At 62.7% G+C, this 20924-nt stretch carries 19 protein-coding genes; 7 read left to right on the forward strand and 12 right to left on the reverse strand.

Annotated features, from left to right (window positions below; genetic code table 11):
• Positions 1-307 precede the first annotated feature (307 nt).
• Positions 308-2647 (reverse strand): NADP-dependent malic enzyme, encoded by a 2340-nt coding sequence (locus tag BCY88_RS39405; protein WP_120349462.1) that lies wholly within the window; start codon positions 2645-2647, stop codon positions 308-310.
• A gap of 248 nt (positions 2648-2895) precedes the next feature.
• Between BCY88_RS39405 and thiL the strand changes: the two genes are divergently transcribed.
• From thiL to BCY88_RS39425, 4 genes are all read left to right on the forward strand, one after another.
• Positions 2896-3894 (forward strand): thiamine-phosphate kinase, encoded by a 999-nt coding sequence (gene thiL / locus BCY88_RS39410; RefSeq protein ID WP_120349463.1) that lies wholly within the window; start codon positions 2896-2898, stop codon positions 3892-3894.
• Positions 3884-4456, forward strand: a complete 573-nt coding sequence (locus tag BCY88_RS39415; RefSeq protein WP_183081556.1) for a phosphatidylglycerophosphatase A family protein — start codon at positions 3884-3886, stop codon at positions 4454-4456. The genes thiL and BCY88_RS39415 overlap by 11 nt, the downstream gene beginning before the upstream one ends.
• Positions 4457-4538: 82 nt before the next feature.
• Positions 4539-5039, forward strand: a complete 501-nt coding sequence (locus BCY88_RS39420; protein WP_028196431.1) for a CinA family protein — start codon at positions 4539-4541, stop codon at positions 5037-5039.
• A 45-nt stretch (positions 5040-5084) separates the two neighbouring features.
• Positions 5085-5615 carry a cupin domain-containing protein gene (locus BCY88_RS39425; RefSeq protein ID WP_120349464.1) on the forward strand — a complete coding sequence of 177 codons (531 nt, stop codon included), beginning with the start codon at positions 5085-5087 and terminating at the stop codon, positions 5613-5615.
• A 30-nt stretch (positions 5616-5645) separates the two neighbouring features.
• Here the strand turns inward: BCY88_RS39425 and pyrF are convergent, their stop codons facing one another.
• The 11 genes from pyrF to BCY88_RS39480 form a co-directional block, all read right to left on the reverse strand.
• Positions 5646-6461 (reverse strand): orotidine-5'-phosphate decarboxylase, encoded by an 816-nt coding sequence (gene pyrF, locus BCY88_RS39430; protein ID WP_120349465.1) that lies wholly within the window; start codon positions 6459-6461, stop codon positions 5646-5648.
• A gap of 123 nt (positions 6462-6584) precedes the next feature.
• Positions 6585-7634, reverse strand: coding sequence for an aldose 1-epimerase (locus tag BCY88_RS39435; RefSeq protein ID WP_120349466.1), 1050 nt, complete (start codon positions 7632-7634; stop codon positions 6585-6587).
• A 209-nt stretch (positions 7635-7843) separates the two neighbouring features.
• Entirely contained in the window at positions 7844-8773 is a 930-nt protein-coding gene (locus BCY88_RS39440; RefSeq protein WP_120349467.1) for an SMP-30/gluconolactonase/LRE family protein, read from the reverse strand.
• Positions 8770-9570: an SDR family NAD(P)-dependent oxidoreductase gene (locus BCY88_RS39445; RefSeq protein ID WP_120349468.1), complete on the reverse strand. Its 801-nt coding sequence runs from the start codon at positions 9568-9570 to the stop codon at positions 8770-8772. Before BCY88_RS39445 ends, BCY88_RS39440 begins: the two co-directional genes overlap by 4 nt.
• 84 nt (positions 9571-9654) lie before the next feature.
• Complete coding sequence (gene araH / locus BCY88_RS39450; protein ID WP_120349469.1) at positions 9655-10671, reverse strand: L-arabinose ABC transporter permease AraH; 1017 nt, start codon at positions 10669-10671, stop codon at positions 9655-9657.
• 54 nt (positions 10672-10725) lie between these two features.
• A complete protein-coding gene (gene araG / locus BCY88_RS39455; RefSeq protein WP_120349470.1) occupies positions 10726-12261 on the reverse strand; it encodes an L-arabinose ABC transporter ATP-binding protein AraG in 1536 nt (511 codons plus the stop codon).
• Between the two features lie 283 nt (positions 12262-12544).
• Complete coding sequence (locus BCY88_RS39460; protein ID WP_120349471.1) at positions 12545-13543, reverse strand: arabinose ABC transporter substrate-binding protein; 999 nt, start codon at positions 13541-13543, stop codon at positions 12545-12547.
• A gap of 232 nt (positions 13544-13775) precedes the next feature.
• Entirely contained in the window at positions 13776-14588 is an 813-nt protein-coding gene (locus BCY88_RS39465; RefSeq protein WP_120349472.1) for an SDR family oxidoreductase, read from the reverse strand.
• Complete coding sequence (locus BCY88_RS39470; RefSeq protein WP_120349473.1) at positions 14585-15265, reverse strand: 2-dehydro-3-deoxy-6-phosphogalactonate aldolase; 681 nt, start codon at positions 15263-15265, stop codon at positions 14585-14587. Before BCY88_RS39470 ends, BCY88_RS39465 begins: the two co-directional genes overlap by 4 nt.
• A gap of 36 nt (positions 15266-15301) precedes the next feature.
• Entirely contained in the window at positions 15302-16366 is a 1065-nt protein-coding gene (locus BCY88_RS39475; protein WP_120349474.1) for a 2-dehydro-3-deoxygalactonokinase, read from the reverse strand.
• Positions 16363-17337, reverse strand: coding sequence for an IclR family transcriptional regulator (locus tag BCY88_RS39480; protein ID WP_120349475.1), 975 nt, complete (start codon positions 17335-17337; stop codon positions 16363-16365). The genes BCY88_RS39475 and BCY88_RS39480 overlap by 4 nt, the downstream gene beginning before the upstream one ends.
• Here BCY88_RS39480 and BCY88_RS39485 point away from each other — a divergent pair.
• From BCY88_RS39485 to BCY88_RS39495, 3 genes are all read left to right on the forward strand, one after another.
• Positions 17336-17611 carry a hypothetical protein gene (locus tag BCY88_RS39485; RefSeq protein WP_120349476.1) on the forward strand — a complete coding sequence of 92 codons (276 nt, stop codon included), beginning with the start codon at positions 17336-17338 and terminating at the stop codon, positions 17609-17611. The two genes, BCY88_RS39480 and BCY88_RS39485, sit on opposite strands and share 2 nt — an antisense overlap.
• 575 nt (positions 17612-18186) lie before the next feature.
• Entirely contained in the window at positions 18187-19209 is a 1023-nt protein-coding gene (locus tag BCY88_RS39490) for an IS110 family RNA-guided transposase (RefSeq protein WP_120345826.1), read from the forward strand.
• Between the two features lie 314 nt (positions 19210-19523).
• The gene (locus BCY88_RS39495) at positions 19524-20540 is read left to right on the forward strand and encodes an IS110 family RNA-guided transposase (protein WP_120345825.1); all 1017 of its coding nucleotides are present in this window, start codon (positions 19524-19526) and stop codon (positions 20538-20540) included.
• Positions 20541-20924 lie beyond the last annotated feature (384 nt).

Genomic DNA, 20924 nt, shown 5'->3' on the forward strand with positions numbered 1-20924 from the left:
CGGGAAAGAGCCACGGAACAGGCTTTGACGACTTTTGACAGAATATTTACCCTGTAAAAGCTAAAATTAGCCCAATCAAGTAAATGCAAGGTGAATCCAAACGCGCACAGTGCTCGTTGCGTGTTTCATTCCCTGGAGTGAAAGCCTTGTAGTTGCTGCAGTCTCTCAGAGGCTGAATGGGCTCATTCAGCCTTTTTTTAGGGTGGCTATCCCCTGTTCACCCGCAGGCGTGCCCATTGCGGGCACGCCTTTTTTTTGCGTGACGCCCAAAGTCAGGCGACGCCACGCTTCAGTCCCGGATCGAGAATCAGCGGGCTGCGATTACGTCCGCCACCAGCAGCGCGGTCATGTTGACAATGCGGCGAACCGTTGCCGAGGCCGTCAGCACGTGCACCGGCTTGGCCGCGCCGAGCAGCATCGGACCAATCGCGATGTTGTTGCCCGCGGCCGTCTTCAGCAGGTTGTACGAGATGTTGGCCGCGTCGATGTTCGGCAGCACCAGCAGGTTCGCGTCGCCTTCGAGCGTCGAATCGGGCAGGACTTCGCGGCGCAGATTCGCGTCGAGCGCGAGGTCGCCATGCATTTCACCGTCCACTTGCAGTTCCGGCGCACGCTCGCGCAGGATTGCCAGCGTGTCGCGCATTTTCTGCGCGGTCGGCGCATTGCTCGAGCCGAAGTTCGAATGTGACAGCAGCGCGACCTTCGGTTCGATACCGAAGCGGCGCACTTCCTCGGCCGCCATGATCGTGATCTCAGCCAGTTGCTCCGGCGTCGGATCGACGTTCACGTGCGTGTCGACCAGGAAAATCTGGCGGTTCGGCAGCACCAGCGCGTTCATTGCCGCGTAGACCTTCGCGCCTTCCTTCTTGCCGATCACCTGATCGATGAAGTGCAGGTGACGGTGCGTGGTGGACACCGTGCCGCAGATCATGCCGTCCGCTTCGCCCTTTTCCACCATCATCGCGCCGATCAGCGTGGTGCGGCGGCGCATTTCGAGCTTCGCCATCTGCTCGGTGATGCCCTTGCGGGACATCATCTTGTGATATTCCTGCCAGAAATCGCGGTAACGCTCGTCGTGGTCGGTGTTCACGACCATGTAGTCCTGACCCGCGACCAGACGCAGACCATAACGCGCGATGCGCTGCTCGATCACCGCCGGACGGCCGATCAGGATCGGTTTCGCGAGCTTTTCGTCGACGATGATCTGCATGGCGCGCAGCACACGCTCTTCTTCGCCTTCCGCGAACACAATGCGCTTCTTCTCCGGCTCGACGCTGCGCGCCAACTGGAAAATCGGCTTCATGGTGGTGCCGCTGTGATACACGAACTGTTGCAGATGCTGTTCGTACGCTTCCATGTCCTCGATCGGACGCTCGGCAACGCCCGAATCCATCGCGGCCTTGGCCACCGCCGGCGCGACCTTGACGATCAGACGCGGGTCGAACGGCTTCGGAATCAGGTATGCCGGACCAAACGACAGGTCCTGAATGCCGTAAGCCGTCGCGACGATATCGCTCTGCTCCTGGCGCGCCAGTTCGGCGATCGCATTGACCGCGGCGATTTCCATTTCACGCGTGACGGTCGTCGCGCCTGCATCCAGCGCGCCGCGGAACAGGAACGGGAACACCAGCACGTTGTTCACCTGGTTCGGGTAGTCCGTGCGGCCCGTGCAGAGCACGGCGTCCGGACGTACTTCGAGCGCCAGTTCCGGCAGGATTTCCGGGGTCGGGTTGGCCAGCGCGAGGATCAGCGGCTTGTCCGCCATCTGCTTGACCATGTCCTGTTTCAGCACGCCGCCAGCCGAGAGGCCGAGGAAAATGTCCGCGCCGCCGATCGCTTCAGCGAGCGTGCGAGCGTCGGTTTCGCGTGCGAAACGTTCCTTGTCCGGGTCCATCAACTCGACGCGGCCCTTGTAGACCACGCCGGCCAGGTCGGTGACGGTGATGTTTTCGAGCGGCAGGCCAATGTCGACCAGCAGATCCAGACAGGCCAGCGCAGCCGCGCCCGCGCCTGACGACACCAGCTTGACCTGCTTGATGTCCTTGCCGACCACCTTCAGACCGTTGGTGATGGCCGCCGCGACAACGATGGCCGTGCCGTGCTGGTCGTCGTGGAAGACCGGAATCTTCATGCGCTTGCGGCATTCGCGTTCGACGATAAAGCAGTCCGGCGCCTTGATGTCTTCGAGATTGATACCGCCGAAAGTCGGCTCCAGCGCGGCGATCACCTCGACCAGCTTGTGCGGATCGGACTCGTTCAGCTCGATATCGAACACGTCGATGCCGGCGAACTTCTTGAACAGGACGGCCTTGCCTTCCATGACCGGCTTGGAGGCGAGCGGCCCGATGTTGCCCAGACCCAGCACCGCGGTGCCGTTCGTGACGACGCCGACCAGGTTGCTGCGCGCGGTGAAACGCGCGGCGTTAAGCGGATTCTCGACGATTTCCTCGCACGCGAACGCGACGCCCGGCGAATACGCCAGCGCGAGGTCGCGCTGGTTGATCATCTGCTTGGTCGGGGCGATCGCGATCTTCCCGGGGGTCGGGAACTCGTGATAATCGAGGGCGGCTTCGCGGAGTTTGCTATTGGCGGGAGTCGTCATGAGGCGGGCTTCGAAGTGCGGATTAGAATAGACGTTCGACGGCATTGTAGCCCCAATTGCCGGCTCAATTCCTTCAATACGGGTACAACTGCCGCGACTTAAACACAGTGAAAGGCAAACGTGGCGCGCTTTCCGCCAATTGCCCGCCGAAACGGCATTGAGTACGAATGGCGTGTTTACCCGCGAGCATCTTCGTACAATGCGTACCGTTAGCCGTTTGCTGTTAGACGTTTCCTGTTAACCGCTTCTGTTCGCCGCTCCTCATTGCAGTTGCCCGCTCATCCATTGCCGCCATGCTCTCCGAGTTTTCGCTGATCGATCGCTTCTTCGCCCGCCGCGCCGCCGCGGCAGCGTCCCGTGCCGATGACGGCACGCTCGGCATCGGCGACGACTGCGCCCTGCTGGCGCCGCGCCGGGGCGAGATGCTGGCGATATCGACGGACATGCTGGTGGAAGGCCGTCACTTCTTTCCCGATGTCGATCCCGAGGCCCTTGGCCACAAGGCGCTCGCGGTGAACCTGTCGGATCTCGCCGCAATGGGCGCAAGGCCCCAGGCGTTCACCCTGGCGTTTTCCTTGCCGAAGGCCGACGAAGCCTGGCTCGCCGCCTTTAGCAATGGCCTCTTCACCCTGGCTGAGCGGTACGGCTGCGAACTGATCGGCGGCGACACGACCGGCGGTCCGTTGAATCTGTGCATTACCGTGTTCGGCAGCGTGCCGCCGCAAGCCGCGCTGCGCCGCGACGCCGCGCAGCCGGGCGACGACATCTGGATCTCCGGCACGCTCGGCGACGCACGAGCCGGGCTCGGCGTGCAGCGCGGCGAGTGGGCCGTGGATGCCAGCGACGCTGCGACATTTCGTCGCGCCCTCGAGCGCCCGGAGCCGCGCATCTCGCTGGGGATTGCATTGCGTGGCATCGCGCATGCTGCGCTCGATCTGTCGGACGGGCTGGCCGGCGATCTGCTGCACATCCTGGAACGCTCGAACGTGCACGCCACCGTCGACGTCGACGCCGTGCCGCGTTCAGACGCGCTGCGGCGCCTGCCGCCCGAGATCCAGCAACGTTGCACGCTGGCCGGCGGCGACGATTACGAACTGTGCTTCACCGCACCGGCTGCCGCGCGCGCGGCGGTCGAATCGGCCGGCCGCGAGGTGGCGATACCGGTCACCCGCATCGGTACAATAAGCGCTCTTCAATCGGCGGCCGACCGCCCGGCGATCGGCTGGCGCAATGCCGCCGGCGCGCCGCTCACTCTGACGTTGCAAGGCTTCGACCACTTCCATGCAGACTGATCCCCCGCTGGTGCCCGCTGACAACGTCATCGGCAATCCGCCGCCCAACGCGTCCGGCCCGCGCGCGCCGCGCCCTCAGCCGCGCCGCGCCACCGCGCGCTTCATGCTGTCGCATCCGCTGCACATTCTGTCGCTGGGTTTTGGCAGCGGCTTGTCGCCGGTTGCGCCGGGCACGGTCGGCACACTGTTCGCCTGGGCATCGTTCGCCGTCCTGAGCCGTTACCTGACCGTGATCGAGTGGGGCGTGCTGATCGTCGCCGGTTTTCTCGGCGGCATTGCGATTTGCGGCTTTACCGCGAAGAAGCTCGGCACCGACGACCCGTCGCCGGTCGTGTGGGACGAAATCGTCGCGTTCTGGCTGGTGCTGCTGATGGTCACGCCGGTCACGCTGACCGGGCAGTTCGTCGCGTTCATCGTGTTCCGTTTTTTCGACATGGTGAAACCGCCGCCCATCGGCTATTTCGACCGCCGACTGAAAGGTGGCTTTGGCATCATGTTCGATGACCTGGTCGCCGCGTTTTTCACGCTGCTCGTGATTGCGCTCTGGCGCATGTCGGTTTAACCGTTGCCGATTGGCCGGTGCCGGCCGGCGGCAGCCCGCCGGCCACCCCTCGCAGCAGTTCCTCGTTTTCCGGATTGACGCCATGCCTACCGATTCCGTGGTTCACCAGCTCGCGATTCGCGTGAGCAACCGTCTGCGTGACGAGCGCCTGATGCTCGTCACCGCCGAGTCCTGCACGGGCGGCATGGTGGCAACCGCAATCACCGATATTTCCGGCAGCAGCGGCTGGTTCGAGCGCGGTTTCGTGACGTATTCGAATCAGGCGAAGTCCGAAATGATCGGCGTACCGGCCGAGCTGATCGAAAAGCACGGCGCGGTCAGCGAGCAGGTGGCGCGTGCCATGGCCGAGGGCGCGCTGCGCAACAGCCGCGCGCAGGTGTCGCTATCGATTACCGGCGTCGCCGGCCCGGGCGGCGGCACCGAGACCAAACCGGTGGGCATGGTGTCGTTCGGCTGGAGCAATCGGCTGCATACGTCGGTGGAAACCAAGGTCTTCAAGGGCGACCGCGAGAAAATCCGCGTGCAGGCCGCCGCGCACGCGCTACGCGGCGTGCTGGCCCTGCTCGACGAGCGCGAACATTAAACGCGAACGTTAACATCCGGTTCACAACCCGAGGCGCCGCCTACGATGCCTGACACACCTGTTTCATCTGCAGCCAAAGAGGCGTTGATCCGACGCTTCGATCTGAAACCGCATCCCGAAGGCGGTTTTTTCAGCGAGACGTATCGGTCCACGGAATCTGTCCGCCGCGATGACGGTTCAACGCAAACGCGCTCGGCGTCCACCGCGATCTACTACCTGCTTTGTGACGGCGCGCATTCGGCATGGCACCGGATCAAGTCCGACGAGGTTTGGCATTTTTATGCCGGCGAGCCATTGAACGTCTACGTACTCGACGAAGCGGGCTCGCTGACGACGCACAAGCTGGGCAATACGCTAACGCATCCGGATGCCGTATTTCAGGCGGTGGTGCCCGCGGGTCTGTGGTTTGCCGCGCAGTGCTCGGACCCGGCGACGTTCGCGCTGGTGGGCTGCACGGTTGCGCCGGGGTTTGAATTCAGCGAATTCGAGCTGGCGGATGTTGACGCGCTGAAGGCGCAACATCCGCAGCATGCGGCGTTTATCGAGCGGCTGGGGCCAGCCGCTCAGGCTGTCTGAGGAGAAGCAAAAACCGCTTCACGGACAGATTCACCGGAACGCGTTGATCCGGTCACGCGTTTCCATCGCGGCTTTCGCTGCGGCTTCGGCGAAATCGTCGTCCTTGCCGGCGTAAATAATCGCCCGCGACGAGTTGATCAGCATGCCCGTGCCGTTTGCTGTGCGGCCGGCGTTGACCGTCGCCTGAACATCGCCGCCTTGCGCGCCGATACCCGGAATCAGCAGCGGCATATCGCCGACGATTCCGCGCACCACCTCGATCTCTTTCGGAAAAGTCGCGCCGACCACGAGGCCCAGCTGGCCGCTCGCGTTCCACTTGTCCGCCGCCAGCTGCGCGACGACCTGATACAGCGGACGCCCGCCCGTCTCCAGAAACTGCAGGTCCGAACCGCCCGCATTCGAGGTCCGGCACAACACGATCACGCCCTTGCCCGCGTGCTCCAGGTACGGCTCGATCGAGTCGAACCCCATGTACGGATTGACCGTCACGGCATCCGCCTGATAGCGCTCGAATGCCTCGCGCGCGTACTGTTCGGCGGTGCTGCCGATATCGCCGCGCTTCGCGTCCAGAATCACCGGCAAGCCCGGGTGGTTCGCATGAATGTGCTCGATCAGCTGCTCGAGCTGGTCTTCCGCGCGATGCGCGGCGAAGTACGCGATCTGCGGCTTGAACGACGACGCATACGGCGCGGTTGCATCGACGATGGTGCGGCAGAAGTCGAAAATCGCCTCGGGACGGCCCGCGAGCGCGCCGGGGAATTTGCTGGGCTCAGGATCGAGGCCGACGCACAGCAGCGAGTTCGTGCGCTGCCAGGCGTCGTTGAGTGTCTGGATGAAATTGGACATAGTGGTTCTCGCGGCGAGCCGATGACGGAAGTGGCGCGTATTTTACCCGTCCTGCGCGGCAGGCCGCGGCCACACGTCACACCGGGCTGGGCCAAGGCCGTGTCGCTGCGCCCCGCTCCCCGGCTACTGCCGCCGCGACCCACGCGCACCCGGCATCGAGCGCAAACCCGTGCGTTCGACGCTGAAGCGGAACGTGCGCGTCAGGCGCTCGCCGCGTTTTAGCATCGTCATGCCGTTTTCGCACGCGCCGCCCGCCAGATTCATCGCGTTGATCGGATGGTCGACCGGCTCGAAGCAGAAGAACGCTTCGCCCGGAGGCGTGTAGAGCACGTAGTAGTCGGTGTCGGCGGAAATATTCAGCGACAGACGCCGCTTCGGCCACACCACCGCCGCCTGCCCGCTCCAACCCGTGAAGGCGTGATTGACGATGGCTTCCGGCAACGGATACGCCACCCCGAATTGCCACGCGGGCGGCGCCGGCACGTGACGCACCGGCAGCCAGTCGCCGCCGGAGAGCCACAGGCCGCCGGCCGCCGCCGAGAGTTCAGTGTCCGCGTCGCGGACGAAAAACGGATGCACGCCCAACCCGAACGGCAACGCGTCGCGACCGGCGTTCTCGATTTCCAGCGTGATGACGAGCGTGGGACCGTCCAGCGAATAGGTTTGCGTGGCGCGAAATGCGTACGGCTTGCCGTCAGGGCGATCGAGCGTCAGACGGACATTCTCACGGTCCGATTCCGCGACCTGCCAGGCGGAGAGCCAACCGTCGCCATGAATCGGCAAGGGTTCGTCGGTGCGATTTTGCGGCACGTCGATACGCCGCCCCGCCACATTGAAATGACCGCCGCCGATCCGGTTCGAATAGGGCAGCAGCGGATAGCAGGCCAGCTCGTTCGGCGGGGTATCGGCCGCGACATGGCGGCAGCGCCGGAAAATCGGCGTGAGCGCGCCGTCGTTGCGCCAATCGAAACGGGTGACGCCGCCGCCGAGCGTCGGCGCGACGTCGAGGCGCAAATGCGCGTTGGCAAGCGTGATGCAGGCGAGCTCGCCGCCGCTCGTCTCACCAACCGCCACCGCCGACGTGCTGGGACCCGGATGCACCGGATTGGCCGCCGCGTTGAGTCGCGCGCGCCGGCTCTGGGAAGAGGCGGAAACAGGATTCGCAACAGTCATATCTGGCTCCATCGAGAGGCGTGGGACATTGCCGTCATTGCTGACGGGTGCTGTTGGGCGATTTTTTGAACCGGTCGCCTCTGGGTCCGAACGGCGTGCTGCCGATTTGCTGCCACTGGTTTTGCGACATCGACTCCTGACACACTTTCTCAATCATGGCTCGACTCCCGTCCGCCGCAGCCTCGACACCAGGGCTGCGTCAATTCGCGCTAGGCGGGCGAGCCCTGGAACAGCGGTTCCGGCAAACCCAGTCGCCCGGGCGTTGCGATAAATACGCCGCCCGCGTGCGGATCGCTCGCGAGCGCGGCCGCGTCGAGACCGATGCGGGCACTTGTGATGTACAGCGTGTCCAGTTGCGCGATCCCGGCAGGAAGTCCGTTCGGGGAACCGCCGAGCGCGACGCAGCTCGGCTGCGCGGTGGGCACATCGACGCGCCCGGTTTCCACTCCGTCGGGACCATATCGCACCACTCGGCCGCCGCCCCATTGCGCGTTCCACAAACCGCCGTCGCGATCGATGGTCGAGCCGTCGGGCTCGCCAGTCGCATCAGTCAGTTTTGTGAACACGCGGTCGTTGCCGATGCTACCGTCCGCGCGATAGTCGCAGACGCGGATTTCACGGGTCGGCGAATCGCAGTAGTACATCGTCGCGCCGTCAGGGCTGAACGCGATGCTGTTCGAGATTGCCGGTGCGGGCAGCGGCAAACGCTCCAGCGACAGATCATGATTCAACCGATAAAACCCGCCGACTGCCTGCAGCGGCGAGCCTTCGTCTTTCGTGCCGAATACGAAACGGCCCTGACGGTCGCAGCGGCCGTCGTTCACGCGCGTGTTCAGGCCCGGTTCGACGTCGACGATGCGCTGCGTCTCACCGGTTGCCAGATCGAAGAACGCCAGATGCGTCGCCAATCCGAGCAGCAGGTAGCGCGGGTCGGCGCACAACGCGAACGTGGCGAGACGCTCGGGCATGCGCCAGAACATGCTTTGGCCGTCGCTCGGGTCATAGCGCCACAGTTGCGCGCCTTCGATATCGGTCCAGTAAAAGCGGCCTGTTTTCGCGCACCACGTCGCGCCTTCGCCGAGCGTGCATTGCGTGTCGAGCAGCAGCGCCGCGCCAGACCCTGACTGAGCGGCATTCACGCCCAGCCTCCATCGACGATCAGATCCTGCGCGGTGATCATCCTGCTGTCGTCGGCGGCGAGGAACAGCGCCATGCGGGCGAGATCGGCAGGTTGCAGTTCAGCGTCGATGCACTGGCCTTCCTTGATCGAGCGGCGGCCCGCGTCATCGAGCCACAAACGCTTCTGCTTTTCCGTCATCACCCAGCCCGGCACCAGCGTATTGACGCGGATGTTGAAGTGACCGAGGTCGCGCGCGAGGCCGCGCGTCAAACCCTGCACCGCCGATTTCGACATGACGTACACCGGATAGCCGCCGTTCTTCAACATCCAGCTGATCGAGCCGAGGTTGATGATCGAGCCGCTGTTGGCGGCTTTCATGTCGTCCATCACCGCTTGCGCGGCGAAAAACTGATGCCGGATATTTACCGCGATGCCGGCGTCGAAAGATTCGCGCGTCACGTCGCCGATGCTGTGGCGTTTGTCGTTTGCCGCGTTGTTCACCAGCACCTGAATCGGACCGAGTGCGGCGCGCACGTCGGCGATGGCTTTTTGCAGCGCGTCGACGTCGGTCAGATCGCACGGCAAAAACAGCGGTTTGTGTTTCGAATCGCCGAGTTCATCGGCGAGCGCTTCACCCGCGCCCGCATCGATATCGAAAAACGCGACGCGTGCGCCCTGCGCCGCGAAATGCTCGACGAACGATGCGCCGATACCGGTCGCGCCGCCCGTAATCAACACGGTTCGGTCGACGAGACTCGGATAGCGGGCAAACGCGTTGTCCGCGAGGCGGTCGTTTGCATTGGCCGGAGACGACATCGTTCGATTCCTTTTAGAACAAAGTAAGTGAGTCGCGGGTTAAGTGCGGGTTAAGTGCGGGTTGAGTGTGGGTTGAACCCCGCCTCAGTCGCGCGAGCCGCGGTTCTTCAACTGGTCGAGCAGCACGGCGGCAAGCAGAATCGCGCCGCGCACGAGGTACTGATAGAACGCGTCGATGTTCATCAGGTTCATCACGTTCTCGACCGTGCCCATGATCAGCACGCCGATCACGACGCCGGAGATCGTCGCGCGGCCGCCGAGCAGCGATACGCCACCCAGCACGCAAGCCGAAATCACGTTCAACTCGAAACCTTCCGCCGCATTCGGCTGACCCGACGTAATCCGCGAAGCCAGAATCACACCGGCCAGCGCGGTGACGGCGCCCTGAATCAGGAAGATATAAACGCGCGTGCGTTCAACGTTGATACCGGCCAGACGCGAGGCTTCCGGGTTGCCGCCGATGGCGAGCGTATTGCGGCCGTACACGGTCTGATTGAGCATCACGCCGAACACGATGAAGCACAGCAGCGTGACCCAGATCGGCAGCGACACGCCGAAAAAGCTCAGGCCGCCCAGCGCGATGAAGGTATCCGAGGACACGCCCACGGCTTGCCCGTGCGAGACGATAAAGCCGAGACCGCGGACGATTTCCATCGTCGCGAGCGTCGTGATCAGCGCGTTGATGCGCAGATACGCGATCACCGCGCCGTTGACGAAACCGATCACAGCACCTGCCGCCACCGCGGCGATGATCGCGATAAACGTGTTACCGGTCGCGTTCAGGACCATCGCGCACAGCACCCCCGCGAATGCGACCGTCGAGCCTACCGACAAGTCGAAATCGCGCGAGGCGAGGCAGAACATCATCGTGCACGCGACCATCCCGATCTGCGAGATCGACAGCGCGAGACCGAGCATGTTCTCGATCGAGAAGAAGTGATCGACCGTCAGCGACATCGTGATGAACATCACGACGAAGATCAGGATCAGGCTGTACTCGGTGATCTGCTGCCACCATTTCGCCTTGTCGTTCGACTGCGGAATCAGCGCCTCGGCCGCGCCTTTGGCGGCCTGTTGCGCGAGGTTTTCTCTGGCTTGCATTTTGAAGACTCCTCCCGTTCCCCACGGGTTGCCGGACTTTCGTCCAAATGATGTTCAGGCCGCTTGCTCGTTGGCTGCGGTTCCGGGCAGGGCGGTCGAGCTTTGCGGCAACGCGAGGCCCAATACCGTTTGTTCCGTTGCTTCCTTGCGCGACAGTTCGCCGGAAATCCGGCCCTGGCGCATCACGACGATCCGGTCGGACACGCCGAGCACTTCCGGTAGTTCAGACGAAATCATCACGATCGCGCAGCCGCGTTCGGCAAGCTGATAAATCACGTTATAGATCTCATGCTTCGCGCCGACGTCAATTCCGCGCGTCGGTTCGTCGAGAATCACCACTTTCAGATCGGGCTCGGCCAGCCAGCGCGACAGAATCGCCTTCTGCTGGTTGCCGCCCGACAGGAAGCGAATCTTCTGCCGGCGGCTCGGCGTCTTGATCTTCAGCAGCTTGATAAAACGGTCGGCGGTTTCCGCTTCCTTCTTGCGGTCGAGGAAGATCCCCGCACGCAGGTAGTGACGGCGGCAACTGATATTGATGTTCTCCGACACAGTCGCCATCGCGACGATGCCCTCTTCCTTACGGTCTTCCGGGCACAGCACGATGCCGTGCTGGATCGCCTCACCCGCGCTGCGCACCTTGATCGGCTTGCCGTCGAGTACGATTTCGCCGCCCTTCTTGTGATCGGCGCCGTACACCAGATGCATCAACTCGCTGCGGCCCGCACCCACCAGGCCGAAGAAGCCGACAATCTCGCCGCGCCGCACTTCGAAGCTGGCCGGTTGCGCAAGCGCGTGGCCTTCGATCGCTTTCGCCGCGAAGCGCACCTCGCCTAACGGACGTGCCGAATAGTTATAGATGTCGGCGATTTCACGTCCAACCATTTCGCTCACGATAGTGTCGCGCGACACGCCTTCAAGCGTCGGATGCGAGGCGATCTTGCGGCCGTCGCGGAAAATCGTGCAGGCGTCGCAAAGCTCGTAAATCTCGTCCATGCGGTGCGAGATGTAGATCATCGCGCGGTTGTCGGCGCGCAGATCTCGTACCAGCTTGAACAGCACTTCGGTCTCGCGATGCGACAGCGAGCTGGTCGGTTCATCCAGTGCGATCACCCGCGCGTTGCGCAGCAGCGCCTTGCAGATTTCGACCATTTGCCGTTGCGCGATCGAGAGCTTTCTCAGCTTCGCGTTCGGATCGAGCGCCACGCCCATTGCTTCAAGGCGTTCGCGCACGAAGCGCTTGGCTTCGCGCTTGTTGACCCAGCCGAGCGAGTTCGGCAGCTGCCCCAGCAGCAGGTTTTCCGCGACCGTCAGATCGGGCACGTATTGCAGTTCCTGGTGAATCACCGCGATCCCCGACGCGATCGACGCCGCTGCGCTCGTAAAGCGCACCTCATTGCCGTCGATCATCACGCGGCCGGAGTCGGGCTGATACTCACCGCCGAGAATCTTCAGCAGGGTCGACTTCCCTGCGCCGTTTTCGCCCATCAGGCCGTGCACCTGGCCGACGTTGACGTCGAAGGACACACCGTCGAGCGCGCGCACGCCTGGAAAGACTTTGCCGATATTGTCAAAACGTAGCGTCGCTGACACTTCGCCTCCTATGTCGACGGGAGTTGGCGCTTCAGGGCTCACTCCCGTCCCAAACAAAGTTGTCGACCAGAGTTAGCGCCTTAACGGTTGCTCTGGTCCCATGCAAGTTAGTTGCTGCTTCGTGTGAACCACGCTTCTTTGGGCGCCGCGCGGGCACCAGGCGTGGTTTGTCTCAACTACTCATCTTTTATTACTGTCGGTGATGGCTGCCGATGCGCCCAATCCTTGGAGAAACGACGCACCGGCAGTTCACTTCATGTCATCGCGTGCTGAATCAAGCCGCTTAATTTGCCGCGAGGCCCATCTTCTGACGCACATCCGCGACGTTGTCACGCGTGGCCAGCATGCCGGTCGTCAGCGTGAGCATCGGCGGTTCCTTGCCTTGCGTGATCCAGTCGTACATCAGCGTCGAGGTTTCTTCGCCGTGACGCTTCGGGCTGATGATGACCGTGCCGTAGAAGCCGGTCGGCGACGGCTTCTTGAACTCGTTCAATGCCGAGTCCGAACCGCCGATGCCGATGCCGATCATGTTGTCCGCCTTGAAACCGCGGCCTTCCGCAGCGCGCACCGCGCCGAGCACGCCTTCGTCGTTCAGCGCGTAAGCCACCCAGTGCTTGAACTGCGGGTTCTTCGTCAGCGCGATGTTGGCAGCGTTGAACGCGTTTTCCGTGTCCGTCTTCGCTTGCGGCGCGGCAATGACGTTGGCCTTCGGGAAGCCGGCGGCGACGAGCGCGTCGGTTGCGCCGGTGGTGCGGTCAACCGCGGTGGGCAACTGGTTGTAGGTCACGTCGATCGCGCCCACGTCTTTCATGTCCCAGCCGCGCTTCTTGATTTCCGCAGCGAGGCCATCGCCCACCTGCTTGCCGATGTTGTACGCTGAGATGCCCATATGCGGCACCGCTGCGATCGGCTTGCCCGCGCCGTCGACGAGGCGGTCGTCGACCGTCATCATCTTCAGGCCATCAGCCTTCGCCTTCGCGACGATGCCCGGTCCGAGCTTGACGTCAGGCGTGCAGATCACAAAGCCTTGCGCTTTCTGAGCCGCCAGGTTGTCGATGGCGCTCATCACCTTCTCGCCCGACGGCGCACCGATCTTCACCAGCGTGAAGCCCTTTTCCTTGGCGGCGATTTCGGCGAACTTCCATTCGTCCTGGAACCACGGTTCTTCCGGCTGCTTCACGAGGAAGCCGATCTTGACCGGATCGGCGGCCTGCGCGACCGGCGCGTTGAAGAGCACACCCGTCGCCGCTGCTGCCAGCGTGAGGAAAATTCTTCGTTTCATAATGCGTGTCTCCTGACTAATTGATAACGAGAAGGTATCGGCCGCGTCTTCTTGTACCGGTTGTGACACACGCGGCCAGCGCGTCGTCCGGTGAAACGTTGCTGCTTGGTTCTTCGCTGTTCTTGCCTGTTCTTGCTGCTTTGTTTGCTGCTGGTTTGCTGCTTTCCCCTGCCTCTTTTCCTGCTGCGCTTCCTGCTTACTGCCGCGTACTGTTCCGCTGCGTTCAGTCGTTTCAGTCGTGATAGAGCACCGAGCGGCCGCCATCCACGGTGATGCAGGTGGCGTTGATGAACGGCGCTTCGTCCGAGGCGAGAAACACCGCTGTCATCGCCACCTCTTCCGGGCGGCCGATGCGCTTCATCGGCTGCAGATCCAGCGTCGCCTGTCTGGCGGCGACCGGATCGGCTTGTTCGTTCCACCAGTCGTGCGTCAATTGCGTCTCGATGTACCCCGGCGCAATCGCGTTGACTCTTACATTGCGCGGCGCGTACTCAATGCCGAGCGCGCGCGTCAAACCGATTACGCCGTGCTTCGCGACCGGGTACGGAAAGCATCCCGGAATGATCTTGAACGCATGCGTCGACGCGATATTCACGATGCTGCCCGCGCCACGTTCGACCATGCCCGGCAACACCGCGCGACACCCATTCCATACGCCGTCGAGATCGACCGCGAAGCAGCGGCGCCAGTCGTCATCGGTCATCGTCAGCGGATCGCAGAACACGTTGATGCCGGCGTTGTTGACCAGCACGTCGAGCGCGCCGAACGCGCGTTCGGCCTCGCTTGCCGCGTGCTGAACCGAGGCTGATTGCGTCACGTCGGTCTGCACTGCGAGCACTTTTGCTTCGTTCGCGCTGTTCGCTGCGCCGGTGTCACTTGCACTGATCGCGGCACGGATTTCGCGCGCTGTCCGCTCGGCCATTTCGATGTCCAACTCCGCCAGCACGACCGCCGCGCCCTCGCGTGCAAACGCGAGCGCGATCGCGGCACCGATGCCGCGGCCGGCGCCGGTGATCAACGCGACTTTGTTGGCGAGCCGCTTCATTTCTTCGCGCCTGCCCGGGCAATGCGCAACCCGTTGATGAACGCCTTCGCGTGCGAGGCGGTCACGGCTACGCTCTGACCGGGCTTGTACAGCGCCGAGCCGAGGCCAAAGCCATTCGCGCCGACGCTCAGGAACGGGCCCATGTTGTCCGGCGTGATCCCACCAACCGGCACCAGCGGCACCTCCGCCGCGATCACCGCGCGCCACGCCTTCACGACCTGGCAGCCGAGTTGTTCTGCGGGGAACATCTTCAACACGTCCGCGCCGTTCTTCAGCGCGATGAAAGCTTCGTTTGGCGTCGCCACGCCCGGCGCACATGCCATGCCTTGCGCTTTCGCGGCGCCGACGACCTCCGGATCGCTATGCGGCATCACGATCAATTCGCCGCCGGCGGACTTCACGTCGTTGACGAAACTCGGATGCAGCACGGTGCCGGCACCGACGATCGCATCGGCCGGCAACGCCTTGCGGATCGCCGCGATGCTGTCGAACGGTTGCGGCGAATTCAACGGCACTTCGACGATGCGAAAACCGGCTTCGTACAGGGCCTGACCGTGTTCGGCGGCATCCGCGGGCGTCACGCCACGCATGATCGCGATCAGCGGACAGACCTCGAACGCCGCGATCAGACCCGCGTGCGGCATGTACGGAGCGGGCAGATTGATGTGAGGTTGCATGTCGGTTCCTTGTTTCGTGAGCGGCGGCGCCACCGGTTAGCCGGCGTACGCCGCTTGAGGCGTGGGATTGACGAGCCCCGCCTGGGTGGCGACGCGCCACAAGCCGCGCTCGGTGGCATGTTTCACCAGCTCCGCGTGAGTGCAGCCGAATTGCGCAAGGGCTGCGCGATAGCGCTCACATAGCGCTTCGTTGCCGATCAGGCGCAAGTGCTGCCCTGCAAGCGAGTTTTGCTGCTGCATAAGCACGGCTTCGAGGCCGGCCAGTTCGTGCCCGATCAGCAGGCCCGACAGATAGTCCGGCTGCTGCTCGCGCGAAAGTTGTCCGGTGAGCCCAAGCGTGCGAGCGCTGAATACGGTAGCCAGCAGACCCGCCTGACCTTTGTCGCGGGCGATCTTCACGCCACGCAGGAATGCTTCGTTATCCGGACGATCCGGCGTGTCCATCGTGCGGCCGAGGATAGTGTGCTCGCGCAACGCGGCGAACACCTCACCGGTCATGAAGGTATGAAAACGTTCGATGCGGCCTGCCTGCACGACGACCCATTTCGCGTGGGTGCCAGGCAAACCGATCAGCGCGCGCTTGCTGCTGTCCACGGCGGCCGTGTCCTGACCGAGTGCCCCGAAAATCTGGGTCTCTTCGCCGCGCATCACATTCGGCAGATCGCCGCGCTGCAGGACGCCCGGCACGATGTGCAGCGTCACACCGCCCGCGGCTTTGACGCGCACGATGCCGGCCACCAGCGCATCGGCATTGGCCGGCGCGTCGACATACGGTGCTTCGACCCAGCCTTGCGCGCTGCCGACCATGCCCGCCGCGATCACCGGCACGCCAGGTGCCTGCTTGAGCCACGCGCCGCATGCGGCGTCGAAGGCGGCGTCGAAGCCGCCTTGTTCGGCGCTGTGCGGCAGATTCATGATGCCGGCCGTGGAGGCCCGCGTCGCCAGCACCTCGCCGGCCGCGTCGTACAGATACGCGCGCAGCGACGTCGTACCCCAGTCGAGCGCGATGAGCGCTGCGTGCTGAAGTCTGGCGTCGGTGGCCGCAGCGTCGGCGTTGCTTGCCGGAATGACCGCCTGCGTTTGAGAACCCGCTTGCTTCATCGTTTGATCCTGCGGGTTGCCGGTTGCGGGGCACGCCAGCCGAGTTCTTCCGAGATTGCGCGCGCTTCGCGCTGCACGACCGGAATCAACTCATCCATGCGTTCGAGCGACATATACGGAATCGTGCTCGCCACCGACAGCGCCGCCACCACGGCGCCCGACGCATCGCGCACCGGTGCTGCTACGCAACGGATCGACGCTTCGTTTTCTTCGAGGTCGAACGTGTAACCGCCGGCGGCGTAGTTGGTCATGCGCTGCATAAAGGTCTGCGCGTCGGGACGGTTATCCGGCTTGAAGCTGACGCCGGCGAGCGCGCGCCGCGAGGCCTCGAAAAGCGATTGCCAGACTTCCGGCGTGAGGTCGAGCATCATGGCTTTGCCGATCCCCGTCGACGCCAGCGGCATCCGGTGGCCGACGCGCGAGCGCATTTCCAGGCCGCGGGTGCCGGGAATCTTGTCGATGTACAGCACGTCGTCGCCGTCGCGCACGCCGAGGTGGATCGTGTCGAGTGTCTGTTCAGCGAGCGATTCGAGATGCGGACGTGCGACTGCGGTGAGCGGCATCTGTTCGAGCGCGATGGTGCCGAGTTCGATCAGCTTCGGGCCGAGCAGATAGCCGCCTTGCACTTGCCGCAGATAGCGCGCCTGCACGAGGCTGCTCACCAGCCGGTGCGTGGTACTGCGCGTCGTGCCGAGCGCCGCGCCGAAGGTGCGCAGGTCGCGCACACCGGCGGCGGCGGCTTCCAGAATCGCCAGGCCGCGCAACAGCGTTTGCGTGCCGGCTTGTTGCGGCGTGATGTCGAGCAGCGTGCTCGGCAACGCGATTTCGTCGGTCGCGGTGGGCTGCGCGCTAACGCGCGGGGCTTTGGCGGCATGCGCTTGCTGCGGCGCGGCGCTGGTCGCGCGAGCGGCTGACGGTGCCAGTTCGGCTTCGGACGCGTTCGCGGCGTGAGTGGGCATCGCTTTGTTCATGGCGATTGGCTTTTCGATGGTTTTTTGCGCTTACAGCGCGGGGCCGGAGCGCTGGCCTGCTTTGCACACAGTTTTGCTCGCGGCGCAGGGCATGTTGCCGGTGGCGCGGGCGTGTGGGTGCTGCCTTTGGGGCTTTGGCATGGTTTGGCTTGTCTCCGGTTTTTTCTTGCTGTCGCTCGTTGAGGCCGGTTTTTTCTGGCTCAAGGTGCGTGTTGGCTGGATTGTAGGGCGGTTTTTGAGAAAGCTCCAATATGTGAGTGTTGGATTCATATAATGGGATTTTTGCTTGCCGAGGGCTTTGGGTTGGGGTGCTTGCCTGCGGCGATGGGGTTTGGTGGTTTTTTGCCTTTGTGGCGCTTTTTTCTGTGTGCTTGTGGGGGTGGTATTTCGTTGTTCTTACTGCTTCTGCATTTTTCTTTCTGTGGCTTCTTTGGCTTTTTCTCTAATTGTTAGCTATCCGTATTGTTTGTGGTTTTGTGGTGTTGGCCTTTCCTTGATCTGGCTTTTTGGCCTTTCCTTGCTTTGTTAGTGGTTTATTAGTGTTGCCCCTGTGCGGGGCGGCACCTACTTTTCTTTGCCTGCCGCAAAGAAAAGATAGGCAAAAGAAAGCGGCTCAAACCGCTAATTCTTAAGCGGGTCCCCCGCGCAGCCACGGTAGTGGTGCATCTGGAATCCGTGCCCCCGCACACTCCGCGCGAGTGACAAATGGAATGGACGCCTCCCCCCTGAGGGCTGCTGATCACTGGCCGTTGGGTGCGGGTAAAGGTGGGGTGGGTTCTCGCAACCGACGGCATCAGATGTGCCAGAGTGGAAGTTGGACAACGAACCACTTGAGGAAGGAGAACCCAAATGAACTTTACTCCGGTCGGTGTGGATATTGCAAAGCAGGTTTTCCAGGTGCATTGGGTTGAGCCGGAAACTGGTGAGGTCATCAGCCGGCAGATCCGGCGCGCCGCGTTTCTGGAGCATTTCGCAAATCGCGCGCCCTGCCTCATCGGCATGGAAGCGTGCGGCGGAGCCCAGCACTGGGCGCGTCGTCTGGGCGAGATGGGACATCAGGTCAGGTTGATGCCCGGCAAGGCGGTCAAGGCATTCGTGAGCGGCAACAAGAACGACGTGGCCGATGCCCGGGCGATCTGGACTGCGGTACAGCAACCGGCCGTGAGGTCGGTGGCGGTCAAGACCGAAACGCAGCAGGCAGTGCTGGCCCTGCACAGGATGCGCGAGCAGTTGATCAAGTTCCGCACGATGCAGATCAACGGTCTGCGCGGACTGCTGACGGAATACGGTGAAGTGATGGCGGTGGGCCGCGCCGCACTGAACCGGGCGATGGACGGTGTGCTGGCGCGCCTGAGCGAGCGTTTGCCGGCGATGTTGGTGGATACGCTGCGTGAACAGTGGCAGCGGCTTAACGTGCTCGATGAGCAGATTGCGCAGATCGAGCGCCGGCTCTCGGAGTGGATGAAGGCCGAGCGCGCCTGCATGCAGATCGCGCAGATTCCAGGCGTCGGGTTGCTGACGGCGACCGCCGCGGTGGCGACGATGGGAGACCCGAAGACATTCAGTTCGGGCCGTGAGTTTGCGGCCTGGCTGGGGTTGGTGCCCCGACAGAGCGGCACCGGTGGCAAGCTCCGGTTACATGGGATCAGCAAACGTGGGGATGTGTATCTGCGCACGCTGCTGATACACGGTGCCCGATCGGTGCTTGCGCGCACCAAAGAGCCGGGGCCATGGATCGAGCAGTTGCGCAGGCGCCGCCCGAACAACGTGGTGACCGTCGCACTGGCTAACAAGCTGGCGCGAACGATCTGGGCATTGCTGGCACATGACCTGAAGTACGAGAAAGCTCATGTCAGTGTTCGGCCGGTGTGAACGCAGCGAAGTCTGAACAGAACGATTTTGCAAAGAGGAGTACGTCAAAGGTTGCGCAAGGTAATTGAGTGTGATGGCATACAGGTCAGACCGGGACTCACCAAACCTGAAGCCCTTTGCGGGCTAACAGCCCGTGTGACAAATGAGGCGTGAGCCAGCGGATTCCATCGAGGCCAGCGGGTTCATCCTGCAACAAGGCCGGATATAGTGGAATGGCCTCGTCCCACCTCTGCTGGAGGAGCACATAAAAGGGTGTCCATCGGAGGGCGTGGCAGTATTGAGGAACTGTGATCCGTAAATGAACGGAGGCCGTCATGAGTGTCACGTTGCTGAGTATCGATCTTGCAAAAAACATCTTCCAACTGCACGGCGTTGACGAGCGTGGTCGGCCGGTGCTGAGTCGACGGGTCAGCCGCACCAGGCTGTTACAAGCAGTTCTCGATATACCTTGCTGCCGCATTGTGATGGAGGCTTGCGGTGGAGCGCACTACTGGGCCCGCAAGTTCGCTGCAATGGGACATCACGTACAGATCATTGCTCCGCGGTTCGTCAAACCCTTCGTCAAATCCCAAAAGAACGATCGCAACGATGCAGAGGCGATCACCGAGGCGGCGTCACGTCCGACGATGCGCTATGTCGCTATCAATAGCGTTGAACAGCAGGATATTCAGTCCATGCATCGCATCCGCAGCCTGCTGATGCGGGACCGTATCGCGCAGATCAACCAGATACGAGGCCTGCTGGCTGAATACGGCGTGGTGATAGCGCAGACGCCGCTGAAAGTACGGCAACAGTTGCCGGCAATTCTCGATGATCCAGATAACGAGCTCACCGCGCTTACCCGGTCGATGATGCACGACATGTATGAGCGACTCACGCTTCTGGATACACAGATCGCGCGCTACGACGACCTCATCCGTCAAGCACACAAGGCATCCGCACTCAGCCAGCGGCTTGAGAAGATCCGCGGCGTCGGGCCGATGATCGCAACCGCCGTCATCGCCGCGGCAGGCAGCGCGACTGAGTTCGCAAACGGGCGACAGTTTGCAGCGTGGCTCGGTCTGACGCCACGGCAACACTCGTCAGGCGGCAAGCAACGTCTGTTCGGAATCACGAAGCGGGGAAACGGATACCTGCGAATGCTTCTGGTTCACGGCGCCAGGTCAGTTGTTCAGCAGGCAGTGAAACGAAGCGATGCGCTCTCGCGATGGATACTCGCGGTCCAAGCGAGACGGGGAACGAACGTCGCCGTTGTGGCGCTCGCCAACAAGATAGCCCGCACAATCTGGGTGTTGCTGGCGCGAGGGCGTGAATACGAGCCCCCAGTATGATCAGGACGATGACAGCACGGCTGCAATAACCTTACCCCTCCATCGATTGCACAAATGATCTGATTCAATGGCAAACAGGTTGGACCGTCGGCGACAAAACCTGCGCGGTCTTAGGGCTCACGAAGCCGAGGATATATGAAGGAGTCGCCGGGCGAAATCCATTGGGGCCAGGCACATGTGTGCCACAAACAGGCCGAACGTATATATGCAATCCAGCACCTGCCTGCAGTAGATCAGACCATTTGGCAAACGGGACGAGGCCATGTATAAAACCGCAGCCTTCCTGTCCACCAACACACACGATTCCTTGGCAAATGGGAGGCGTCCATATAAAAGGGCTCATCCGCTCCCACTCCGCACTACGTGCGTCGCGGATGGGTCTGC

It is taken from the genome of Paraburkholderia fungorum (assembly GCF_003610895.1).
GTDB lineage: Bacteria > Pseudomonadota > Gammaproteobacteria > Burkholderiales > Burkholderiaceae > Paraburkholderia > Paraburkholderia fungorum_B.